This window comes from Allomuricauda sp. F6463D (genome assembly GCF_023015965.1).
Lineage (GTDB): Bacteria > Bacteroidota > Bacteroidia > Flavobacteriales > Flavobacteriaceae > Flagellimonas.
The window spans coordinates 1,040,535-1,058,662 of record NZ_JALKAN010000002.1; the positions used below are offsets into that span (position 1 = coordinate 1,040,535).

General features: G+C 38.5%; 14 protein-coding genes. 3 read left to right on the plus strand and 11 right to left on the minus strand.

Annotation, left to right across the window (positions count from 1 at the left end; all coding sequences use genetic code 11):
• Window position 1 precedes the first annotated feature (1 nt).
• The 6 genes from MWU56_RS13085 to MWU56_RS13110 all read right to left on the minus strand — a co-directional run bounded on the left by MWU56_RS13085 (window position 2) and on the right by MWU56_RS13110 (window position 6,893).
• Window positions 2-3,046: a SusC/RagA family TonB-linked outer membrane protein gene (locus tag MWU56_RS13085; protein WP_247045004.1), complete on the minus strand. Its 3,045-nt coding sequence runs from the start codon at window positions 3,044-3,046 to the stop codon at window positions 2-4.
• A gap of 242 nt (window positions 3,047-3,288) precedes the next feature.
• Complete coding sequence (locus MWU56_RS13090; RefSeq protein WP_247045005.1) at window positions 3,289-3,927, minus strand: helix-turn-helix domain-containing protein; 639 nt, start codon at window positions 3,925-3,927, stop codon at window positions 3,289-3,291.
• 129 nt (window positions 3,928-4,056) lie between these two features.
• Complete coding sequence (locus tag MWU56_RS13095) at window positions 4,057-4,965, minus strand: GYDIA family GHMP kinase (protein ID WP_247045006.1); 909 nt, start codon at window positions 4,963-4,965, stop codon at window positions 4,057-4,059.
• Window positions 4,962-5,309: a DUF5615 family PIN-like protein gene (locus tag MWU56_RS13100; RefSeq protein WP_247045007.1), complete on the minus strand. Its 348-nt coding sequence runs from the start codon at window positions 5,307-5,309 to the stop codon at window positions 4,962-4,964. The genes MWU56_RS13095 and MWU56_RS13100 overlap by 4 nt, the downstream gene beginning before the upstream one ends.
• On the minus strand, window positions 5,306-5,530 hold the full coding sequence (locus tag MWU56_RS13105; RefSeq protein ID WP_247045008.1) for a DUF433 domain-containing protein: 225 nt from the start codon (window positions 5,528-5,530) through the stop codon (window positions 5,306-5,308). The genes MWU56_RS13100 and MWU56_RS13105 overlap by 4 nt, the downstream gene beginning before the upstream one ends.
• A gap of 49 nt (window positions 5,531-5,579) precedes the next feature.
• Entirely contained in the window at window positions 5,580-6,893 is a 1,314-nt protein-coding gene (locus MWU56_RS13110; RefSeq protein ID WP_247045009.1) for a hydroxymethylglutaryl-CoA reductase, degradative, read from the minus strand.
• 176 nt (window positions 6,894-7,069) lie between these two features.
• Between MWU56_RS13110 and MWU56_RS13115 the strand changes: the two genes are divergently transcribed.
• Window positions 7,070-9,229 carry a S9 family peptidase gene (locus MWU56_RS13115; protein WP_247045011.1) on the plus strand — a complete coding sequence of 720 codons (2,160 nt, stop codon included), beginning with the start codon at window positions 7,070-7,072 and terminating at the stop codon, window positions 9,227-9,229.
• Window positions 9,230-9,252: 23 nt separating this feature from the next.
• On the plus strand, window positions 9,253-10,788 hold the full coding sequence (locus MWU56_RS13120; RefSeq protein ID WP_247045013.1) for a peptide MFS transporter: 1,536 nt from the start codon (window positions 9,253-9,255) through the stop codon (window positions 10,786-10,788).
• Here MWU56_RS13120 and MWU56_RS13125 read toward each other — a convergent pair.
• The 5 genes from MWU56_RS13125 to surE form a co-directional block, all read right to left on the minus strand.
• The gene (locus MWU56_RS13125; protein ID WP_247045015.1) at window positions 10,768-12,792 is read right to left on the minus strand and encodes a ComEC/Rec2 family competence protein; all 2,025 of its coding nucleotides are present in this window, start codon (window positions 12,790-12,792) and stop codon (window positions 10,768-10,770) included. The genes MWU56_RS13120 and MWU56_RS13125 overlap by 21 nt on opposite strands.
• Before the next feature lie 18 nt (window positions 12,793-12,810).
• On the minus strand, window positions 12,811-13,356 hold the full coding sequence (locus MWU56_RS13130) for a C40 family peptidase (protein WP_247045016.1): 546 nt from the start codon (window positions 13,354-13,356) through the stop codon (window positions 12,811-12,813).
• A 33-nt stretch (window positions 13,357-13,389) separates the two neighbouring features.
• Complete coding sequence (gene lpxB, locus MWU56_RS13135) at window positions 13,390-14,502, minus strand: lipid-A-disaccharide synthase (RefSeq protein ID WP_247045017.1); 1,113 nt, start codon at window positions 14,500-14,502, stop codon at window positions 13,390-13,392.
• 138 nt (window positions 14,503-14,640) lie between these two features.
• The gene (locus MWU56_RS13140; protein ID WP_247045018.1) at window positions 14,641-14,928 is read right to left on the minus strand and encodes a hypothetical protein; all 288 of its coding nucleotides are present in this window, start codon (window positions 14,926-14,928) and stop codon (window positions 14,641-14,643) included.
• A complete protein-coding gene (gene surE / locus MWU56_RS13145; protein ID WP_247045019.1) occupies window positions 14,918-15,697 on the minus strand; it encodes a 5'/3'-nucleotidase SurE in 780 nt (259 codons plus the stop codon). Before surE ends, MWU56_RS13140 begins: the two co-directional genes overlap by 11 nt.
• Window positions 15,698-15,899: 202 nt before the next feature.
• Here surE and MWU56_RS13150 point away from each other — a divergent pair, with 202 nt between their 5' ends.
• Window positions 15,900-18,071, plus strand: coding sequence for a carboxy terminal-processing peptidase (locus MWU56_RS13150; protein ID WP_247045020.1), 2,172 nt, complete (start codon window positions 15,900-15,902; stop codon window positions 18,069-18,071).
• Window positions 18,072-18,128: the final 57 nt, after the last annotated feature.

Consider the following 18,128-nt stretch of genomic DNA (forward strand, 5'->3'; position numbering starts at 1 on the left):
TTTAAAATCCTATTTCTACTCCGAAAATATAAGATCTGGTTTGTGGGTAACTGAACAAGGAAAATGCTCCTGGAATAAAGGAATCATCGGGGTCGCTAGGGTCGGAACTTTCTGCAGAACCAATACCGATTTCTGGATCACCATTGTATTCGGTAATTGTAAACAAGTTCTGTCCGGTAGCAAATACTCTAATCCTATCAATAGGAGTTTTCTCTAATAATTTATTAGATAAAGTATAATCCAAAGTTAAGGTCCTCAAACGGATGTAATCCCCTCTTTCTAACCAACGATCACTGTCTTGATCAGCAGTACCTTGGAACAATGGGCTTGGCAGTACGTTGGTATCACCAGGCTGTTTCCAGTAATTGAAGGCCTCAACCCTTTGGTTACTGTTGATACTTCCGATAGAAATACCAGATTGTCTCTGGAAGTTCATGATATAGTTACCTCCTTTACCAACAAAATCGGCACGTAATCCAAATCCACTCCAATGAATGGATGTAAAGAATCCCCCCTCAATGTTTGCATAAGGAGACTTTCCCTCCAATATGGTATTGAAACCTGCACTATACTCGTTGGTGATATTACCATCCAAATCGTAGTACAATGGTTCTCCATTTGCCGGGTTAACACCAGCATATTTTACAGTGTAGAACGAGTTGATTTCTTCACCCTCTCTTAAAATATTGTAACCAAAGTCACCACTTATGATATCATCGCCGTTAACCAAGCTAACTACCTTGTTGTCCAAGAAGGAAACGTTCCCTCCAATGCTCCAAACAAAGTTTTGAGCTCTTACGACATCTGCATTTAGAGAGACCTCAATACCGCTGTTTTCAATCTCACCGATGTTTGCAAGAATAGAATTGTCCTCGTCACCTATGGTTTGAGACAACGGTTGGTTCAATAGTAGGTCTTTTGAGTTTTTCTTAAAATAATCAACAACACCGTTAATTCTGTTGTTGAACAATCCAAACTCAACTCCGATATCCATAATAGCCTGTGATTCCCATTGAATATTAGGGTTGCCTACACCTATTGGAACGGCTGTCGTATTACCATTATATGTGTTAAACTCTAGCAAGTTCAAATAATTGAAGTCTCCGATGTTCTGGTTCCCAGAGGTACCGTAAGAAGCTCTCAATTTTAAATCGTTCACAAAAGATTCATCCATAAAGGATTCATTGGCAATGTTCCAAGCTACACTTCCACTATAAAAGTAACCGTATTTGTTGTCCGATCCAAACCTAGAAGAACCATCTCTCCGAACTGATGCAGATAGGATGTATTTACTATCGTAATCATAATCTACAAAAAGCCCTTGAGAAAACAATATTCGTCTTTCCTCGGACGAACCTGAAGCTGTTGCTTCTGCAGCTACATCTTGGTAAGGTATATTGGGAGATGGAAACCCTCTTGCACTGGCAAAGAAATCCGTATAAATATCCTCATTATATTCCAAAAGGAAACTTGCCGATAAATTGTGATAGTTCCCGTACGTATCCGTATATGTAAAAAGGTTGTTCACATTATACTGAAACGTATTGGCAGTTTCATCTGTCTGGGTTCCAGGGAAATTAGCATCACCAACAATTGTGTTCAAAACCCCTCCAGCCAATGACCTTGCCGTCCTGTTAAATCTGTTATTCGTTGCACCTACCGAGAATCTATTTGTAAACTTATCGGAAATTTTTATATCGGTAAACAAGCTACCAACAATCAGAAAGTTTCTGTTTTCTTCAGGTTCCGTTTCCAAGGCTCGGGCGATTGGAAATCCTGACCTTGTTGGGTTATATACAGGTTCGCCTTGGTCATCCAATACAATACTGCCATCAGGGTTTCTGGAATATAATGGGTCATATGGGTTGTAATCGTACATGGCCCTAAACGGGTTCTGCACATTGTTTCTGTCCCTTGGGAGGTCTGTGGTATTTCTTGACAATGAGATATTTGTACCCACACTCAACCATTCCTTTGCTTGGTACGTTGAATTCAAGCGTGCCGTGATTCTTTCAAATCCGTCGATTCTATCTATGATACCCGTATTCTTATCATAACCCAATGACATAAAGTAAGTCATCTTTTCATCACCACCAGAAATCGATAAAGAGTTGGATTGAATTTGGGATTTTCTCAACAATTCTTCTTCCCAATCCGTATCCAAAGCAATTAATCTCGCTCTTTCAGTTGCATCTGCAGATGCGCCGGGCAATGATTGTGCAGCATTAAAACCCAAATCAGCAAATTGTTTTTCAAGATCTAATTTTTGAGAAGTATTCATTAAATCGAATGGATCTGGAATTCTTTCGGCAAAACCATAAGAAGATCTGAAAATAATTTTAGCATCACCGGTCTTACCTCTCTTTGTAGTAATCAAAACGACACCATTAGCACCACGTGAACCATATTTGGAAACTGTCGCGGCATCCTTCAGGATAGAGAATGACTCAATATCATTTGGATTTAGGTTGTTAATAAAATCAGAATTTACCGGAACCCCGTCTATCACATAAAGTGGGGTGGTATTTGCATTGATTGAACCTATACCCCTAATCGTGACAAAAGCAGTTTGTCCAGGTCGCCCATTTGCTGCAGTTACCTGAACACCTGCAGCCTGACCTTGTAAGATGTTATCCACACTTGTCGATGGCACAAAGGCTTCGATTTTCTCGGTTGAAATGGTGGAGATAGCTGAAGTAGACAACTCTCTAGATCTTGATCCATAACCTGTTACCACTACCTCTTCCAGAGCCTGTGCATCTTCTTCCATTTGTACATTAATAGTAGCGGAAGTTCCAACTGTTTTATCCATCGTTTTTTGACCGATGTAACTAAAACGAATTGTTTGACCTGTATTGGCCATAATGGAATAATTTCCATCAAAGTCTGTTTGTGTTCCATTAGTTGTGCCCACGACTAAAATGGAAACTCCAGGTAAGGGAAGTCCATCTTGATCGGTAACATTACCAGTTACATTCTTTTCTTGTGCGAGTGCTACTGTTATGGAACAGCAAAATAACACCAGCATCATACAATAACTTTTCATTATCATAAAAATTAATTTTGAGTTAGTTAATGAATCCAAGCAAGGAAGGGATAAATCTTTTTTGTAGGCTAATTCAAAAAATCTTCCGAAACAATGAAAACTAATTAATCGGTAAGAAGTAAGATTTAGAGCCCCACCTTGTGGATTACGCGACAAAAAAAAGGAAAGAAACAACGGCTATTGTAAGTACTTATTAACCTTTACGCATTTGCCGAACATGGTTAACATTTACAAATTATTGGCTAAGCAGCGTTTTGAACAAACTCTTTCGGTGTGACTTGTGTTATTTTTTTGAAAGCTTTGTAAAACGAAACGCGATTGTTAAAACCACATTGGTATGCGATGTCGGAAATGGATGTAGATCTATTTTCAAAACCTGAGGACAAGCTGGTTTTAGCTTCTTCGATTCGATATGAATTTATAAAATCATAAAAACTCATATTAAAATTCTCGTTTATAACTTGAGAGGCATGATGTCTTGAAATATTTAATAAGGTGGCTAAATCATCCAATTTTAATTCATGTTGTAGATATAGTTTGTCTTCATTCATCAAATGTTCCAACTTATACTTTAATTCCAAGGAAAAGGCTGCAGAAAGCCCTGTTTTTTCATACTTATCCCCCTTTTTTTGAATATGATTTAGGTTATAGTTCCGTTCATGTAATAAATCTGGTTGGCGAGACAAAAGGAATATGACTACACTATAAACAAACAATGGAATTACAAACAGGAGATATAGTTTATCACTGGAATACAGCCATATATATATGGTCACAAAAACAGTGTATAAAAATAGAAATGAGAAAAGAACTAGGAGCTTTTTACTTAAAGGTCCTTCCTTTTTTTTAATGAGCAATTGTGTATATTCCCAAAACGACATAGCTATCATTTTTGTGTTTTGAGAGTAAAATGCAAAAAACAAAGGGTTTATGGTGCTGCCAATTGACGAATGCCCGATTTGGGTTTACGAATGAGGCAAATCAATACAAAATAGCTACTTCAAAATAGCCTAAAGTGCCATTTTAGAAAATGGGAGTACAGTTTCAAAACCCTTGGATTTAAAATAAGATATGGTTTTTTCATCTCCAGTGGCCAGCACAAAGTCTCCTCCCCAGGCACCAAGACTTTTGACCATTCCAAAATAATCTGGAAAAAGACGCTTTTTTACCGGAGGCATCTTTAAAATGGGGGAAAGGAAGGCTTCGTGCTCTTCCATTACGGACTCAAAATCTGATAAAGTGGAAGCCTTAATCATTCCTCGAGTAAGGCGGGATATTTTTTTTACAAGCTCAGTTTTATCAAATTCCTGTTTTCGGTATGAGGAAATGGCTTCCTTGCTACTTTGTTTTTGGTTAAGGTGAACAAAATACAGAGCGTCTTTATAAATAGGGTCAAAATTGATTTCTTCAACAATGGGCTCTCCATTTTGCAATTGGTAGGTGATCGATGAATTGTGTTGTGCACAGGCAATATCGTATCCACTTCCACCAAAAGCGTTCCGTAAAAGTTGATAAGCATCCACTCTTGCCCACTGTGCCAAATTATTGATGAGTGTGGAAGATGTTCCCAATCCCCAAGATTTTGGAAAGGTTAAGTGCGTTTCAATTTGGAACCCTTCACTATCGGTCAACAATAATGGATTTTGGGTATTGGCCTCCAATAGTATTGTGATCAATGTTTTAGCTATCGATTCATCTGAGGAAGAAAGTACTTTTAAATTGTCAAGATCAAATTTTGCAGCGAACCAGACCTTTCCGTTTTCATCCAAACTGTTCCATTCCAAAAAACCAGATGTTGTCGGAGTCACATGGAGCGATTGCCCATAACTGGTAGGAATGGCCAATCCCAAAGCGCCATCCAAAATGGCATATTCTCCCGAAAGCAATAGCTTACCATTGCTGTAAAACTCTTTTTTCATTGTTGATTGTTGAGCGAAAGTAAAAGAAAATCATTCTTTTCGTCCTCGATAAACTCTTTGATCAAATCCTGTTGATCCTCAAATAATTGTGCAATCAATGTAGTTGTCATGTTCCCGGTTTTGAGCCAAATAATTTTAGGAGGACCGCCGTATAATGTATTTAGATCAAAAAAGTCTGCATCAAAAGTAATGATGGTAAAATGGTTGTCTTTGGCATATCTCCATATATCAATATCCGATGAATCTATTAAATCTAGTTCCTTTACAGAATAGGCCTGAGGAAAAATAGGGGCTATTGCTTTTATTAGCCGAAAGGAAATGTTTTGGTCAAAAAGTAATTTCACGAAGCAATGTTCAATTTCTTTTCACGATCGGCGGCATAGGCAAGGCATGCGTTGATATGTTGTTCTGTCAATTCAGGAAAATCTGCAATTATATCAGATTTTTCCATGCCATTTGCCATCCAGTTTAAAACATCATAAATTGATATTCTGGTTCCCTTCAAAATAGGTTTTCCAAACCTTTTGGCAGGATTGATTTCGATATATTTTTCCAAATGTTCCAATACTTGCTGTTAAAGAATACCAAAGTAAAGGTACAAAAAAAGTGGGTGACTATTTTTTAATCCTTTCCAAAGCTTCTTTGACCGAGGCATTGGTTACGGTCTGATCCTTAAAATAGGTGACCAATAGTTGCTTTTCGGTTTCGGTGGCCCCCAATTGGTTCAACATATTGAGCAAGTGCATTTTCATATGTCCTTTTTGGATTCCTGTTGTGACCAAACTTCGAACGGCCGCAAAATTTTGTGCCAATCCAGCAACGGCAACAACTTGCATCAATTCTTTTGCAGTTGGATTTTGAAGAATTTCCAATGCCACTTTTACCAAAGGATGTAAAGAGGTCAATCCACCTACTGTACCAAGGGCCAATGGTACTTCTATCCAAAACTTGAAAATACCATCTTCAATTCTGGCGTGGGTCAAGCTTGAATATTGCCCATCCTTCGCAGCATAGGCATGCACTCCGGCCTCTACTGCCCTAAAATCATTTCCAGTGGCAAGGACTACGGCATCAATTCCGTTCATTATACCCTTGTTGTGGGTAACGGCTCGGTACGGCTCAACCTTGGCAATGTTTACGGCCTGCACAAACTTTTCTGCAAACTCTTTTGCTGGCATATCCGCGTTGCCCAATTCGGAAACGGGACAGCTCACTTCAGCTTTAACCAAACAATTGGGAACATAGTTCGACAAGATGCTCATTACAACCTCAATGTTCTTTTCCTCTTCTGTAAAATCATTGAAAGAAAGTGCTAGCTCTTTTAAAGTCTTGGCAAATTGTTCCAAACACGAATTGATAAAATTAGCTCCCATGGCGTCCAATGTCTCAAAAGTGCAATGGAGCTGATAGTAGCCTTTTATCTTATTGCTCAAATCCCGTAACTCAATATTATTGATGCCTCCCCCTCGTTTTTCCATATTCTGTGCAATGGAGGTAATACTTTTAAGCAGCTGGGGTTTGACTGAGGTGAAAAAGTTGGATAACTTATTTTTATCACCATTATATATAAAGTGTACTTGCCCCACTTTTTCTGTTCCAAGTATTTCTGTTTTGAACCCGCCACGCTCCAACCAAAACTTAGCAGACTTACTAGCTGCCGCAACCACAGAGCTTTCCTCAATGGCCATGGGGATGGCAAATAAATCCCCGTTGATCATAAAATTGGGCGCAATGGCAAAGGGTAAATAATAATTGGATATGGTGTTTTCTATAAACTCATCATGCAATTTTTGCACTCTTGGGTCAGTATTCCAGTACTGTTGCAATAATTGTTTGGTTTTCTTTGGGTCTTTGGTGCAATTGGTTGCTATCCAATCAATTTTTTGGGTTTTGGACAGTTTGGAAAATCCTTCTACGGGAGTGTTCATAAAGCTAGGTTAAAGCATTCAAATATACGGATATTGACCATTTGGGAGAGGTCAAGGGCAATTTTGAAATATAAGAGCTTGTTCAAAGGTTAAAATTTGTTGCAAACGCAACATCAAAATTTATTTTTCCGATAAATATTAGTAAACTTGGAAGTTTTTAATCAATTTTTTACTTCATGAGCAAACAGTCTTTTCTATTCCTATTCATTCTCGGAGTTTTTACTTTTTCCACAGCACAAAAGAAAAAAATAACTCTTGAAGAGATTTGGGGAGGAGAATTCAGGACAGAATATATGGACGTTCTCCGGTCCATGAATAACGGTACACAATACACTATATTGAACACCGAGCGATCCCCACGGTCCAGTAGTTTGGACAAATATGATTATGAAACACTGCAAAAGGTTGAAACAATTGTTGCCTCTTCGGGTGACATACCTTATTTTTCTTCCTACACTTTTAGTGATGATGAATCGCAAGTACTTTTGGCAACAGAAGTAGAGCCGATATTTAGACGCTCCCGTTTGGGTATTTATTATGTATATGATATTGCATCCAAAGAATTGGTGAAGATTTCCGAAACCAAAATTCAAGAACCGACCCTTTCGCCCGACGGAAGCAAAGTAGCCTATGTACAGGATAATAACCTCTATATTTTGGATTTAAAGGCCAGAACTACCAAACAGGTTACGACCGAAGGTAGTAAAGGAACCATAATAAATGGTGTGACCGATTGGGTTTATGAAGAAGAATTTGGTTTTGTACGTGCTTTTGCATGGAACAGTGACGCGACCAAGATTGCTTTTCTCCGATTTGATGAGACCGAAGTACCCCATTTTTCAATGGATGTTTACGGACAAGAATTATACCCTTATCAATATGAGTTTAAATATCCCAAAGCAGGGGAGAAAAACTCCATAGTTACATTGCACATGTATGATGTTGCATCAGGTAATATATCCAAGGTAGATTTGAACGACCCATATTATATTCCAAGAATCAAATGGATGCACAATCCAAATGACTTGAGTGTCCAGACCTTGAACAGACATCAAAATGATTTGAAGCTTTATGCGGTGAACGCAAAAGATAATTCGACATCAATTTTGTTGGACGAGACCGATGATGCATATGTAAACATTGATAATGATCTTACCTTTTTGGATGATGATAGCTTTATCTGGACAAGCGAAGCAGATGGTTATAACCACTTGTATTTATATGGAAGGGATGGAAAACTAAAAAATCAGATTACCCAAGGCCCTTGGGAAGTGACCCGTTATTATGGATATGATGAAAAGCATGACCGTATTTTTTATCAGTCCGTGGAAAATGGCTCCATCAATAGAGGCGTTTACAGTATTTCTACTAAAGGGAAACGTAAAAAAGCACTGTCCACTGAGGAGGGAACCAACACTGCAGCTTTTAGTAGTGATTTCACCTATTACATTAATACTTTTTCAAGTGCGACCACCCCATACAAATTTACCTTGCACAAGGCCACGGATGGAAAGTTGGTGAAGGAAATCAAGGACAATTCAGCTTTGCTGAACAAATTGGAGGGGTATGAGATTGTTCCCAAAGAGTTTTCTACCATCAATATTAATGGTCATGACCTTAATATGTACTTGATCAAGCCTGCCGATTTTGATCCCAATAAAAAATATCCCTTGTTCATGTTCCAATATAGTGGTCCAGGCTCTCAACAAGTGGCCAACCAATGGATGGGAAGCAGGGATTATTGGCATCAACACTTGGTGTCCCTAGGTTACATTGTAGCTTGTGTGGATGGCAGGGGAACCGGATTAAAAGGACGTGACTTTAAAAAGATAACCCAAAAAGAATTGGGTAAATACGAGGTGGAGGACCAAATTGCCGCTGCCAAAAAATTGAGTGAACGTTCCTATATTGATGAAGACAGAACTGGAATTTGGGGGTGGAGCTATGGAGGTTTTATGTCCACCAACTGTATTTTGAAGGGCAACGATACTTTTGAAATGGCCATTGCAGTGGCACCCGTGACCTCTTGGCGTTTTTATGATACCATTTACACCGAGCGTTATATGCAGACCCCACAAGAAAATCCTACGGGTTACGATGATAACTCCCCTTTTAATTACCCAGAATTATTGAAAGGAAAATACTTGTTGGTTCATGGGTCGGGTGATGATAATGTGCATGTACAGAACACGATGCGAATGATAGAGGCATTGGTACAGGCCAACAAACAATTTGATTGGGCCATTTATCCAGATAAAAACCATGGGATTTATGGAGGGAATACCAGTCTCCACCTTTATACCAAAATGACCAATTTTGTTAAAGAAAATCTTTAAAAGATAACCAATACAGCATCGTTATGTCAGAAGTATCCAGACCAGAAAGTGAAAAGCAGTTGTTAGGGCATCCTCGCGGATTGTTTTACTTATTTTTTGCAGAGTTATGGGAGCGTTTCAGTTTTTACGGAATGCGAGCTTTGCTCACCCTTTATATGGTAGAAGTAATTTTCGCCGCCTTAATGGAACGAGATTACGCTACAGCAGCAGTATACTCATCCTATGGTTCTTTGGTCTATGCTTCAACTGTAATTGGAGGACGCATCTCGGACAGTATTCTAGGAATGCGAAGATCTATTTTTTTGGGCGGAATCTTAATGTCGTTGGGTCATTTCGTATTGGCCATAGAAAGTCATGTTGCATTCTTTTTGGCCCTATCCCTAATTATTGCTGGTAACGGTTTCTTTAAACCAAATATCTCAACCTTTGTTGGTTCGCTGTATAAGGATGGGGACCCTAGGAAAGACTCGGGGTTCACTATTTTTTACATGGGAATAAACATAGGAGGTTGGGTAGCTCCATTACTTTGCGGGTATTTAGCGGCAAAATATGGCTGGCACTATGGATTTGGACTTGCTGGGATAGGAATGCTAACAGGTTTGATTGTTTTTTGGAGCGGTATTAAGAAAGGAGTATTTGGGGATAAAGGCCTACCACCGGAAAATGGAAATATAGAAAAAAAGGTGTTTGGTCTAAAACAAGGAACACTGGTTCCAGTTTTGGCATTCGCATCTGTACCGGTAATAGCCTATTTATTATCTGCATACAAGGCATTGGGAGCCGAAGGAACTTTTTTTGATGATCAGAACATTGTTAATGTAATTTTTAAATTAATAGGGATTTCCATATTGGTGTACTTGGGCTATATTATGTACAAGGCAACGGTGGATGAGCGAAAAAAACTGTTCGTAGCGGTATTGATTACCTTTTTTATGACCATCTTTTGGGGCTTTCACGAACTATCGGGTAGTGTGATTACCTTGTTTGCTGCCCGTAATGTGGATTTGGAGGGAATCATGTCAGCCTCCCAGACCAATTCATTGAATTCTATGTGGATCATTATTTTGGCCATTCCAATTTCATTATTGTGGCAATGGTTGTCCAAAAGAAATCTTAACCCAAGAACGCCTTACAAGTTTGGAATGGGACTTTTGTTTGCAGGAGTTAGTTTTTATGCCTTGGCCATAAGTGGGGCAAGTGCCAATGAAAATGGTTTTGTACCATTTACATACTTATTGTTAATGTACTTTTTGCTATCTGTGGGAGAATTGTTTATGTCCCCCGTAGGACTATCAAAAATCACCGATTTATCACCTAAACGAATTGTTGCTTTTATGATGGGTGTATGGTTTCTGTCCTCAGCATTTGCATTTCAGGTAGTTGGATTTATAGGTAAACAATTGGCCATTGAAAGTACGGATGCCGATATAAGCGGTTTTAGCACTCTCAATGTGTATACGGATGGCTTTATGCTCATTGCAAAATATGCAATAGGAGCTGGGGTTTTGGTAATTTTAGCATCACTATTTATTAAAAAATTAATGGGCAGAGTCCACTAAAAGATCTTCAAAATCAAAAACATAAAATCCCTTTTCACCGGTATAGTGGAAGGGGATTTCTTTTTGGTCACAGCTTTGTTTCCATTTATAGATCAAACTAGGAAAATTGCTCCCATCTGCAATAATGCTTTTTGGTTTGATGGAATCCAATAAACGTTCTAAATTGAGCTTTGGCGATTCGGTGAGCAAAATATAATCTGGATACGCTTCCAAAGGAAGAATAGCTGAACTATCCACAACAAATAGATTTTTACTCCCGATTAAATAGCTGTTTTTCAGTTTTAATGTGTCCGTTTTTTGAATTCGTTCGGCAATGGCATAATTAGAGGCAATGTTTCCAATATTGGCGCTATCTGATGTTATGATGGTAAGTGAATTGCCATTTTGATGTAGTAATACTGTATTTCTGGAACGGTGTGCTAAAATGATCATTTCTTTTTGATGATCCTGAACTCGGTTCCAAATGTTCCAACCTTGAAAGATAGAGACTCCACAGCATACAACTAAAGCAGTTTTCCATTTGGGTTTGGATAATAATGCCACCAAACCAATAATGATAAAATAGCCCAAGATCAACTCAACCACATCAAAAGGAATATTTTTAATGATGAATCCTTCCTTTTGGGCGACCCAGCCTATAATGGAATTCATCATTTTAATAATCCAATTGAAACTATCCACCAAAAACTGAGGTAAAAAATCAACCAATGCCAAAACAATTACCAAGATTCCAAATCCTAAAACCAGACCTAAAAAAGGAATGATAAGTAAATTGGAGATAAAGAAAAGTGCTGGAAACTGATGAAAATAAAACAAACTAATGGGCAGTACACCCAATTGAGCGGCTACACTAACCGAAAGCAATTGCCATATTTTACGAACGATGATATTTGGGGGGAACCAGAACTTTTGCAACTTAGGGTAGATCCAAACAATGGCGAAAACCGCAGCATAACTCATCTGAAATCCAATTTGAAATAAAAACAAAGGCTTCACCAATAATATGAACAACATGGAAAGCGCAACAATATTGAAGGAGTTCGTAGGACGGTTCAAGTACATGGCATACGCTACAAAAGAAAACATGGTAACGGCACGCACAATGGAAGGGGAGAGTCCTGCCACAAACGCATAGCCCCAAAGCAGTAACACAACTGTTATCAACTTAAGGGTTTTACCTTTGGGTAAACGTTCCAATGGTAGTAAAAGAAACTCCAAAAGGAAGAGAACTATGCCTACATGAAGCCCGGATACTGCCAATATATGTACTGCTCCCGCGTTTTTATAGTTGTTGTAGGTAGCTTCTGAAATATCGTCTCTTTTCCCCAAAATAAGTGCTTGGATAACACCCAGTTCTTCGCTTCCAAAGTTCCTTTGTTTTAGTTTCGAAATAATCTGCTCCCTGAAATTGGAAGCTAAACCGAACAAGGTTTTTTGTCCACTAATTTTTTTTAGGATGTACGAAGGGTCAACTTTAATTTGATGTTGAATACCTTGTTTTTCCAGATAGTTTTTATAGTCAAATTGATGTGGGTTCAAAGATGACCGAATACTGTCAGGTTTTGCATAGACCAGAAATTCGTCATCAACCTGTAAATCCATCAAAGTGGAATCCACAGGAATACTAAAAAGTGATTTTCCTGAGGCAATTTCATTATCTGCAGATATTATTTTGACCACATATCGCTGTGAAAAGGTATTGGGCTTGAGCACCTCTCTTACTTTCAAATGCCAAACCTTGTTCTTGTCAAGGTCCAGCTTGGTGTAATGATGGGACATACCTCGGTACATGGAAATGCCCACCACAAAGACACCCAAACATACTGTGATGAATAAAGTCAGCACCTCAAAATACGGGAACCCATCTCTGCGCTGTTTTTTGTTTGCCCAATACATAAAGGGCAACAACACCAACATGGCAATTAGGGACAAAAACGGTCCAACTTTAAAATAAAAGCCGATTATAATGCCCAAAACAACCCACAAAGTGAGTTTTATGGACACAAAATTAAGTTGTTGCACTTACAGGATACGCATGGCCTTTACAAAAGCGCTATTCCAGTACCCTTCCCGTAACGAGGATACAAGCACGCCCCGTGAGGTTGTGGCATGGATAAATTTAATATCATCTCCTTTAACATCAACAACCAGCCCTACATGATTAATGCGTTTTGCCGTTTTACTGGTTTTAAAATAGAGCAGATCTCCTTTTTGAACATTGTTCACCCTTATATTTTGTCCTTCCAATGCCATTTGGTAAGAAGTCCGAGGGAACATAATGTCGTGCTCTTTTAAGGAAACATAGACCAATCCTGAGCAATCCATGCCCTTTTTGGTGGTGCCCCCGTATTTGTAGCGGGTGCCGGAAAAAGTCATCGCTGTGGAAATCACTGCATTTGCCTTTGCATTTTTACGCCCCTCTTTTTTGGAATTTAGTTTAGGGGAAGTGTCTGTTTTGGACCCCTCTACCGTAACGGTTCGGGTCTTGCTGTAGGTACGTCGTTTTTTACCGGGCCCGCAAGCGGTAATGGTAAAAAACAATAGTAAGATTATGGTTTTTCGTAGCATCCAAGAATAGATTTACTTTCTTGGGAGATAAAACTACACATTTTCTACAATTAATTTGGCCGCTAATTGACTTGCGCCATTTCCGCCCAATTTTTCTTTGAGCAATTTATAATCGGCCAACATGCGTTCCCGTTCATCGCCTTTCACAATTTTAGAAAGCTCTATTTTGAGATTATTTGTGGTTAAATCATTTTGAATCAACTCTTTGACAACTTCCCTTTTCATGATTAAATTGACCAAAGAAATATAATCTAATGTGATTATTCGCTTTGCGATTTGATAGGAAATCCAACTGCCTTTATAGCATACCACTTGAGGGATGCCGAAAAGAGCGGTTTCCAATGTTGCCGTTCCACTGGTTACCATGGCGGCGTGGGAATGCTTTAAAAGGGAGTAGGTTTTGTTGGAAACGTATTCCACTTTATCATCTTGTAAGAAAGGAGCATAAAATTCATCGGAAAGACTAGGAGCTCCAGCAATCACAAACTGATAATCCGAAAAATCCTTTTTTACACTAAGCATCACGTCCAACATTTTTTGGACCTCTTGTTTTCTGCTGCCAGGGAGCAATGCAATAATAGGTTTGTCGGAATCTAAATTGTTTTCTTTTCGAAAAATAGCATTAGCCTGAATTGGCGTGTTTTCAATAGCATCAATTAGCGGATGACCAACAAACTGCACTGGATAACTATGTTTTTTCTCGTAAAAATCCTTTTCAAAAGGAAGGATTACGTACATCTTGTCAATATCCCTCTTTATTTTTTTGATTCTCCCTTCCCTGGAGGCCCATATTTGGGGTGAAATATAGTAATTGGTCTTGAAGCCATGTTCTTTGGCCCACTTGGCTATCCTTAGGTTAAAGCCTGAAAAATCAATAAAAATTACTACATCTGGATTAAATTTTTGGATATCTTCCTTACAATACGAAATGTTTTTGAAGATTGTGGGGATGTTCATGAGCACCTCCAAGAACCCCATAAAGGCCATGTCCTTGTAATGTTTGGCTAATTCTCCGCCAGCTTGTTGCATCAAATCACCACCCCAACAGCGAATTTCCGCCATGGAGTCTTCTTTTTTGAGGGCCTTTATTAAGTTGGACCCGTGCAAGTCTCCCGATGCTTCACCAGCAATAATGTAATATTTCATTGATAAGTGTCAAGTTCAATGTGCAAAAGAAACTTCATCAAAAACTAAAGATGAAATTATATTTTGTACGGTCATGAGTTTTTAAATACTACCCGAAAATGCATTTTGATTGTAATTCTGCTTTTGTGCTTATGCTTGTTATGCCATCAATTTATACGTCAAAATAATCAAAGCGGTCACTAAGGTAGCCAACATAACACCTTTCGCACGTTGGTCTCTTTTTATCCGTAAAAAGCCAAAAAAAGCTACCAAATTTAAAATGGCCCCCAACGCCAATAAACTGCCAATATGACCTTGGGCAATAGCGGCATTGAAAGTCTCTTTGATACTCAAATCAGAAAATAATAATATGTAAAGCAAGGTTCCAAAAGTATTTGCTATAATCCCTACTATAAATCCAACGATAATCTCTCTCTTATTGTTCATTTAGGTTCCAGTTGTTTATTTGTGGTATGGCATGGTGTGCCGTAAGGTCGAATTGGGTGGGTACTACCGAGATATAACCCTCTGCCAATGCCCATTCATCAGTATCTTTACCTTTGTCCAAAAGTTCGAATTCTCCCGTAAGCCAATAATAATCCTTTCCGGAAGGGCTCGTTCGTTTATCAAATTTTTCTTTCCAATTACCTCTTGCTTGCCTACATATTCTTACACCTTTTGGTGCTGTTTCTGTTTTAGGGATGTTGACGTTCAGTACGGTACCTTTTGGAATACCGTTGGTCAATGCTTCAGAAGCAATTTTTTTAATGGAATCCAGTGCAGGCTCAAAATTAGCATCCCAAGAATAATCGCACAACGAAAAGCCAATAGCGGGAATCCCTTCAATACCCGCCTCAATGGCAGCACTCATGGTGCCAGAATAAATCACGTTTATGGATGAATTAGATCCGTGGTTGATGCCACTTACGCAAATGTCGGGTCTTCTGTCCAAAATTACTCGCAGTGCCAATTTCACACAATCTGCGGGTGTTCCACTACAGCTATATTCACTAGGAGCACCTTCCTTGTTGTCAACAATCACTTTCTTGGAAAACAAAGTGCTATCAACTGTAATGGCGTGTCCCATACCGCTTTGCGGGCTGTCTGGAGCAACTACGACAACATCTCCGAGTTGCTTCATCGTACGAATTAATGCCCTAAGTCCAGGCGCGGTAATTCCATCATCGTTGGTAACAAGTATCAATGGTTTTTGCATACTAGATAATTAATGCTATAAAAATACGTTTTTCATAAGTATATGAAGCTCTAGCCGTTTAACAAAAAATTAAATCCAGTAGAAAGAACTGGCACGGTTTTTTCTGTATCTTAGGGAATTCATACAAGTAAAAACGATGGAGGACGTAATGTAAATTTGACGGTATGAAATCAGTTTGCGGAGCTCCTGAAAAAACATATTTATGAAAAAGAATTTCATCTTAGCACTTTTGGTCATTCTCGTGGCAGTAGCTTCCTGTAGTTTTACCAATAAGTCTTTTGAAAATGATGATAAAGATAAATTTTTGTTAGAACTGATTTCCTATGTATTGGAAAGAGGGCATTATGAGCCTAAAGAAATCAATGATAGCTTTAGCTCCAATGTGTTTGATGATTTTATCGATATTGTTGATCCCACAAAACGATATTTTCTCCAAAGTGATGTTAGGGAATTTGAAAAATATAGGTTTATGATCGATGATGAGATCAGAAATACCGACATCACATTTTTCAATATTGTTTATCAACGTTTGATGGTGCGTATGAAAGAAGCGAAGGAAATATACAACGAAGTACTTTCCCAACCTTTTGATTATACCGTGGATGAAGCCATAGAGATTGATTATGACGAACAAGAGTTTGCTTCCAATGAAAATGAATTGAAAGAACGTTGGAGAAAGCAGTTGAAATATAATACTTTAAATATTTTTGATAATAAAATAGACAATACAATCTCTGATGCGGACGAAGATGTAAACTTGGATTCTAAACCAGTTATGTACTTCAACGACATCCCAAACTCGGTGGATAAAGTAGCTACCGAAGAAGAAGCAAGAGAAATAACCAAAAACACTTTGGATGAATTTTTCGATTTCGTGGATGACCTTGAACGAAAAGATTGGTTCGTACAATACTTGAATACAATTGTGGAGGAATTTGATCCCCACACATTCTATTTTGCTCCAGAAGAAAAAGAAATCTTTGATATTGGTATTTCCGGTAAGTTTGAAGGTATCGGTGCTAGGTTACAAAAAAAACCTGAAGGCGCTAAAATAGTAGAGATAATTTCTGGTGGTCCTGTATGGCGGGATCAATCCCTAGAAGTTGGAGATGAGATTCTTAAAGTAGGTCAAGAAGGTGAAGAACCTATTAATATTGTTGGTATGCGATTGGAAGATGCCATTAAGTTAATAAAAGGTCCAGAAGGTTCTGTAGTAGATTTGACCGTAAGAAAAGTGGATGGAACCATTGAAACTGTTTCCATAACCAGAGACGTTGTAGAATTGGAGGAATCCTATGCCAAATCTGCAAGTATAGATGCCGGTAGCCAAAAATATGGCCTTATAGATCTTCCTAAATTTTATGTGGATTTTGAAGATTATACAAAAAGAAATGCAGCCACCGATGTTGCGAAAGAGATAGAGCGCCTTAAAGAGGCAGGTGCAGAGGGAATTATATTGGATCTGAGAGATAATGGTGGTGGGTCATTAAAAACTGTTGTGGAAATGGCAGGATTGTTTATTAAAGATGGTCCTATTGTTCAGGTTCGTTCCTCTGGGCAACGTAAAGAAGTGCACGAGGATAAAGATGAAAGAGTGCAATGGGATGGTCCTTTGGTAATTTTGGTCAATGAATTGTCAGCATCGGCATCAGAAATATTGGCAGCAGCCATGCAAGATTATAAAAGAGCCGTAATAATAGGAAGTAAGCAAACTTTTGGAAAAGGAACGGTCCAAAATGTAATTCCTTTGGATAATATTGTGCGAGGTAACGAGCATGGGGATTTAGGTGCCATTAAATTGACCACACAAAAATTTTACAGAATCAATGGAGGTTCAACCCAGTTGGAAGGTGTTAAAAGTGATATAGTGGTTCCAGACCGTTACAGCTATATTGATCTTGGCGAACGTGATCAGCAAAACCCACTTGGATGGGATAAGATAACTCCAGCAGATTATAAAGTATGGGATGGATATATTGATTTGGATGAGGCCGTTAAAAATAGTAAGGAACGTATGGCGAACAATGAGCAGATTAAGCTCATCGATGAAAATGCAAAATGGCTGAAGGATCAACAGGATGAAAACTTAATTTCACTTAAGTATGATTCGTATGTCAGTAAAGAGCAGGAAGCCAAAAAACGCTCAGATAGGTTCAAAAGCCTAAAGGATTACGATTCTAAATTGTCTTTTGGTTCTTTACAATATGAGACGGAATTATTCACCAAAGATTCTGTGCTCAGGGAAAAAAGAGATAGATGGCACAAAAATTTGGCGCGTGATATTTATGTTGAGGAAGCCGTTAATGTGCTGAAAGACCTACATCAGAACAATATCAAAAGAAAAGAAAATAAATTGGCCAGCGTTAAGGGATAACTTGGTCATTATTAAAATAATCATTTGTAAAGCCAACTCTTAAGAGTTGGCTTTTTT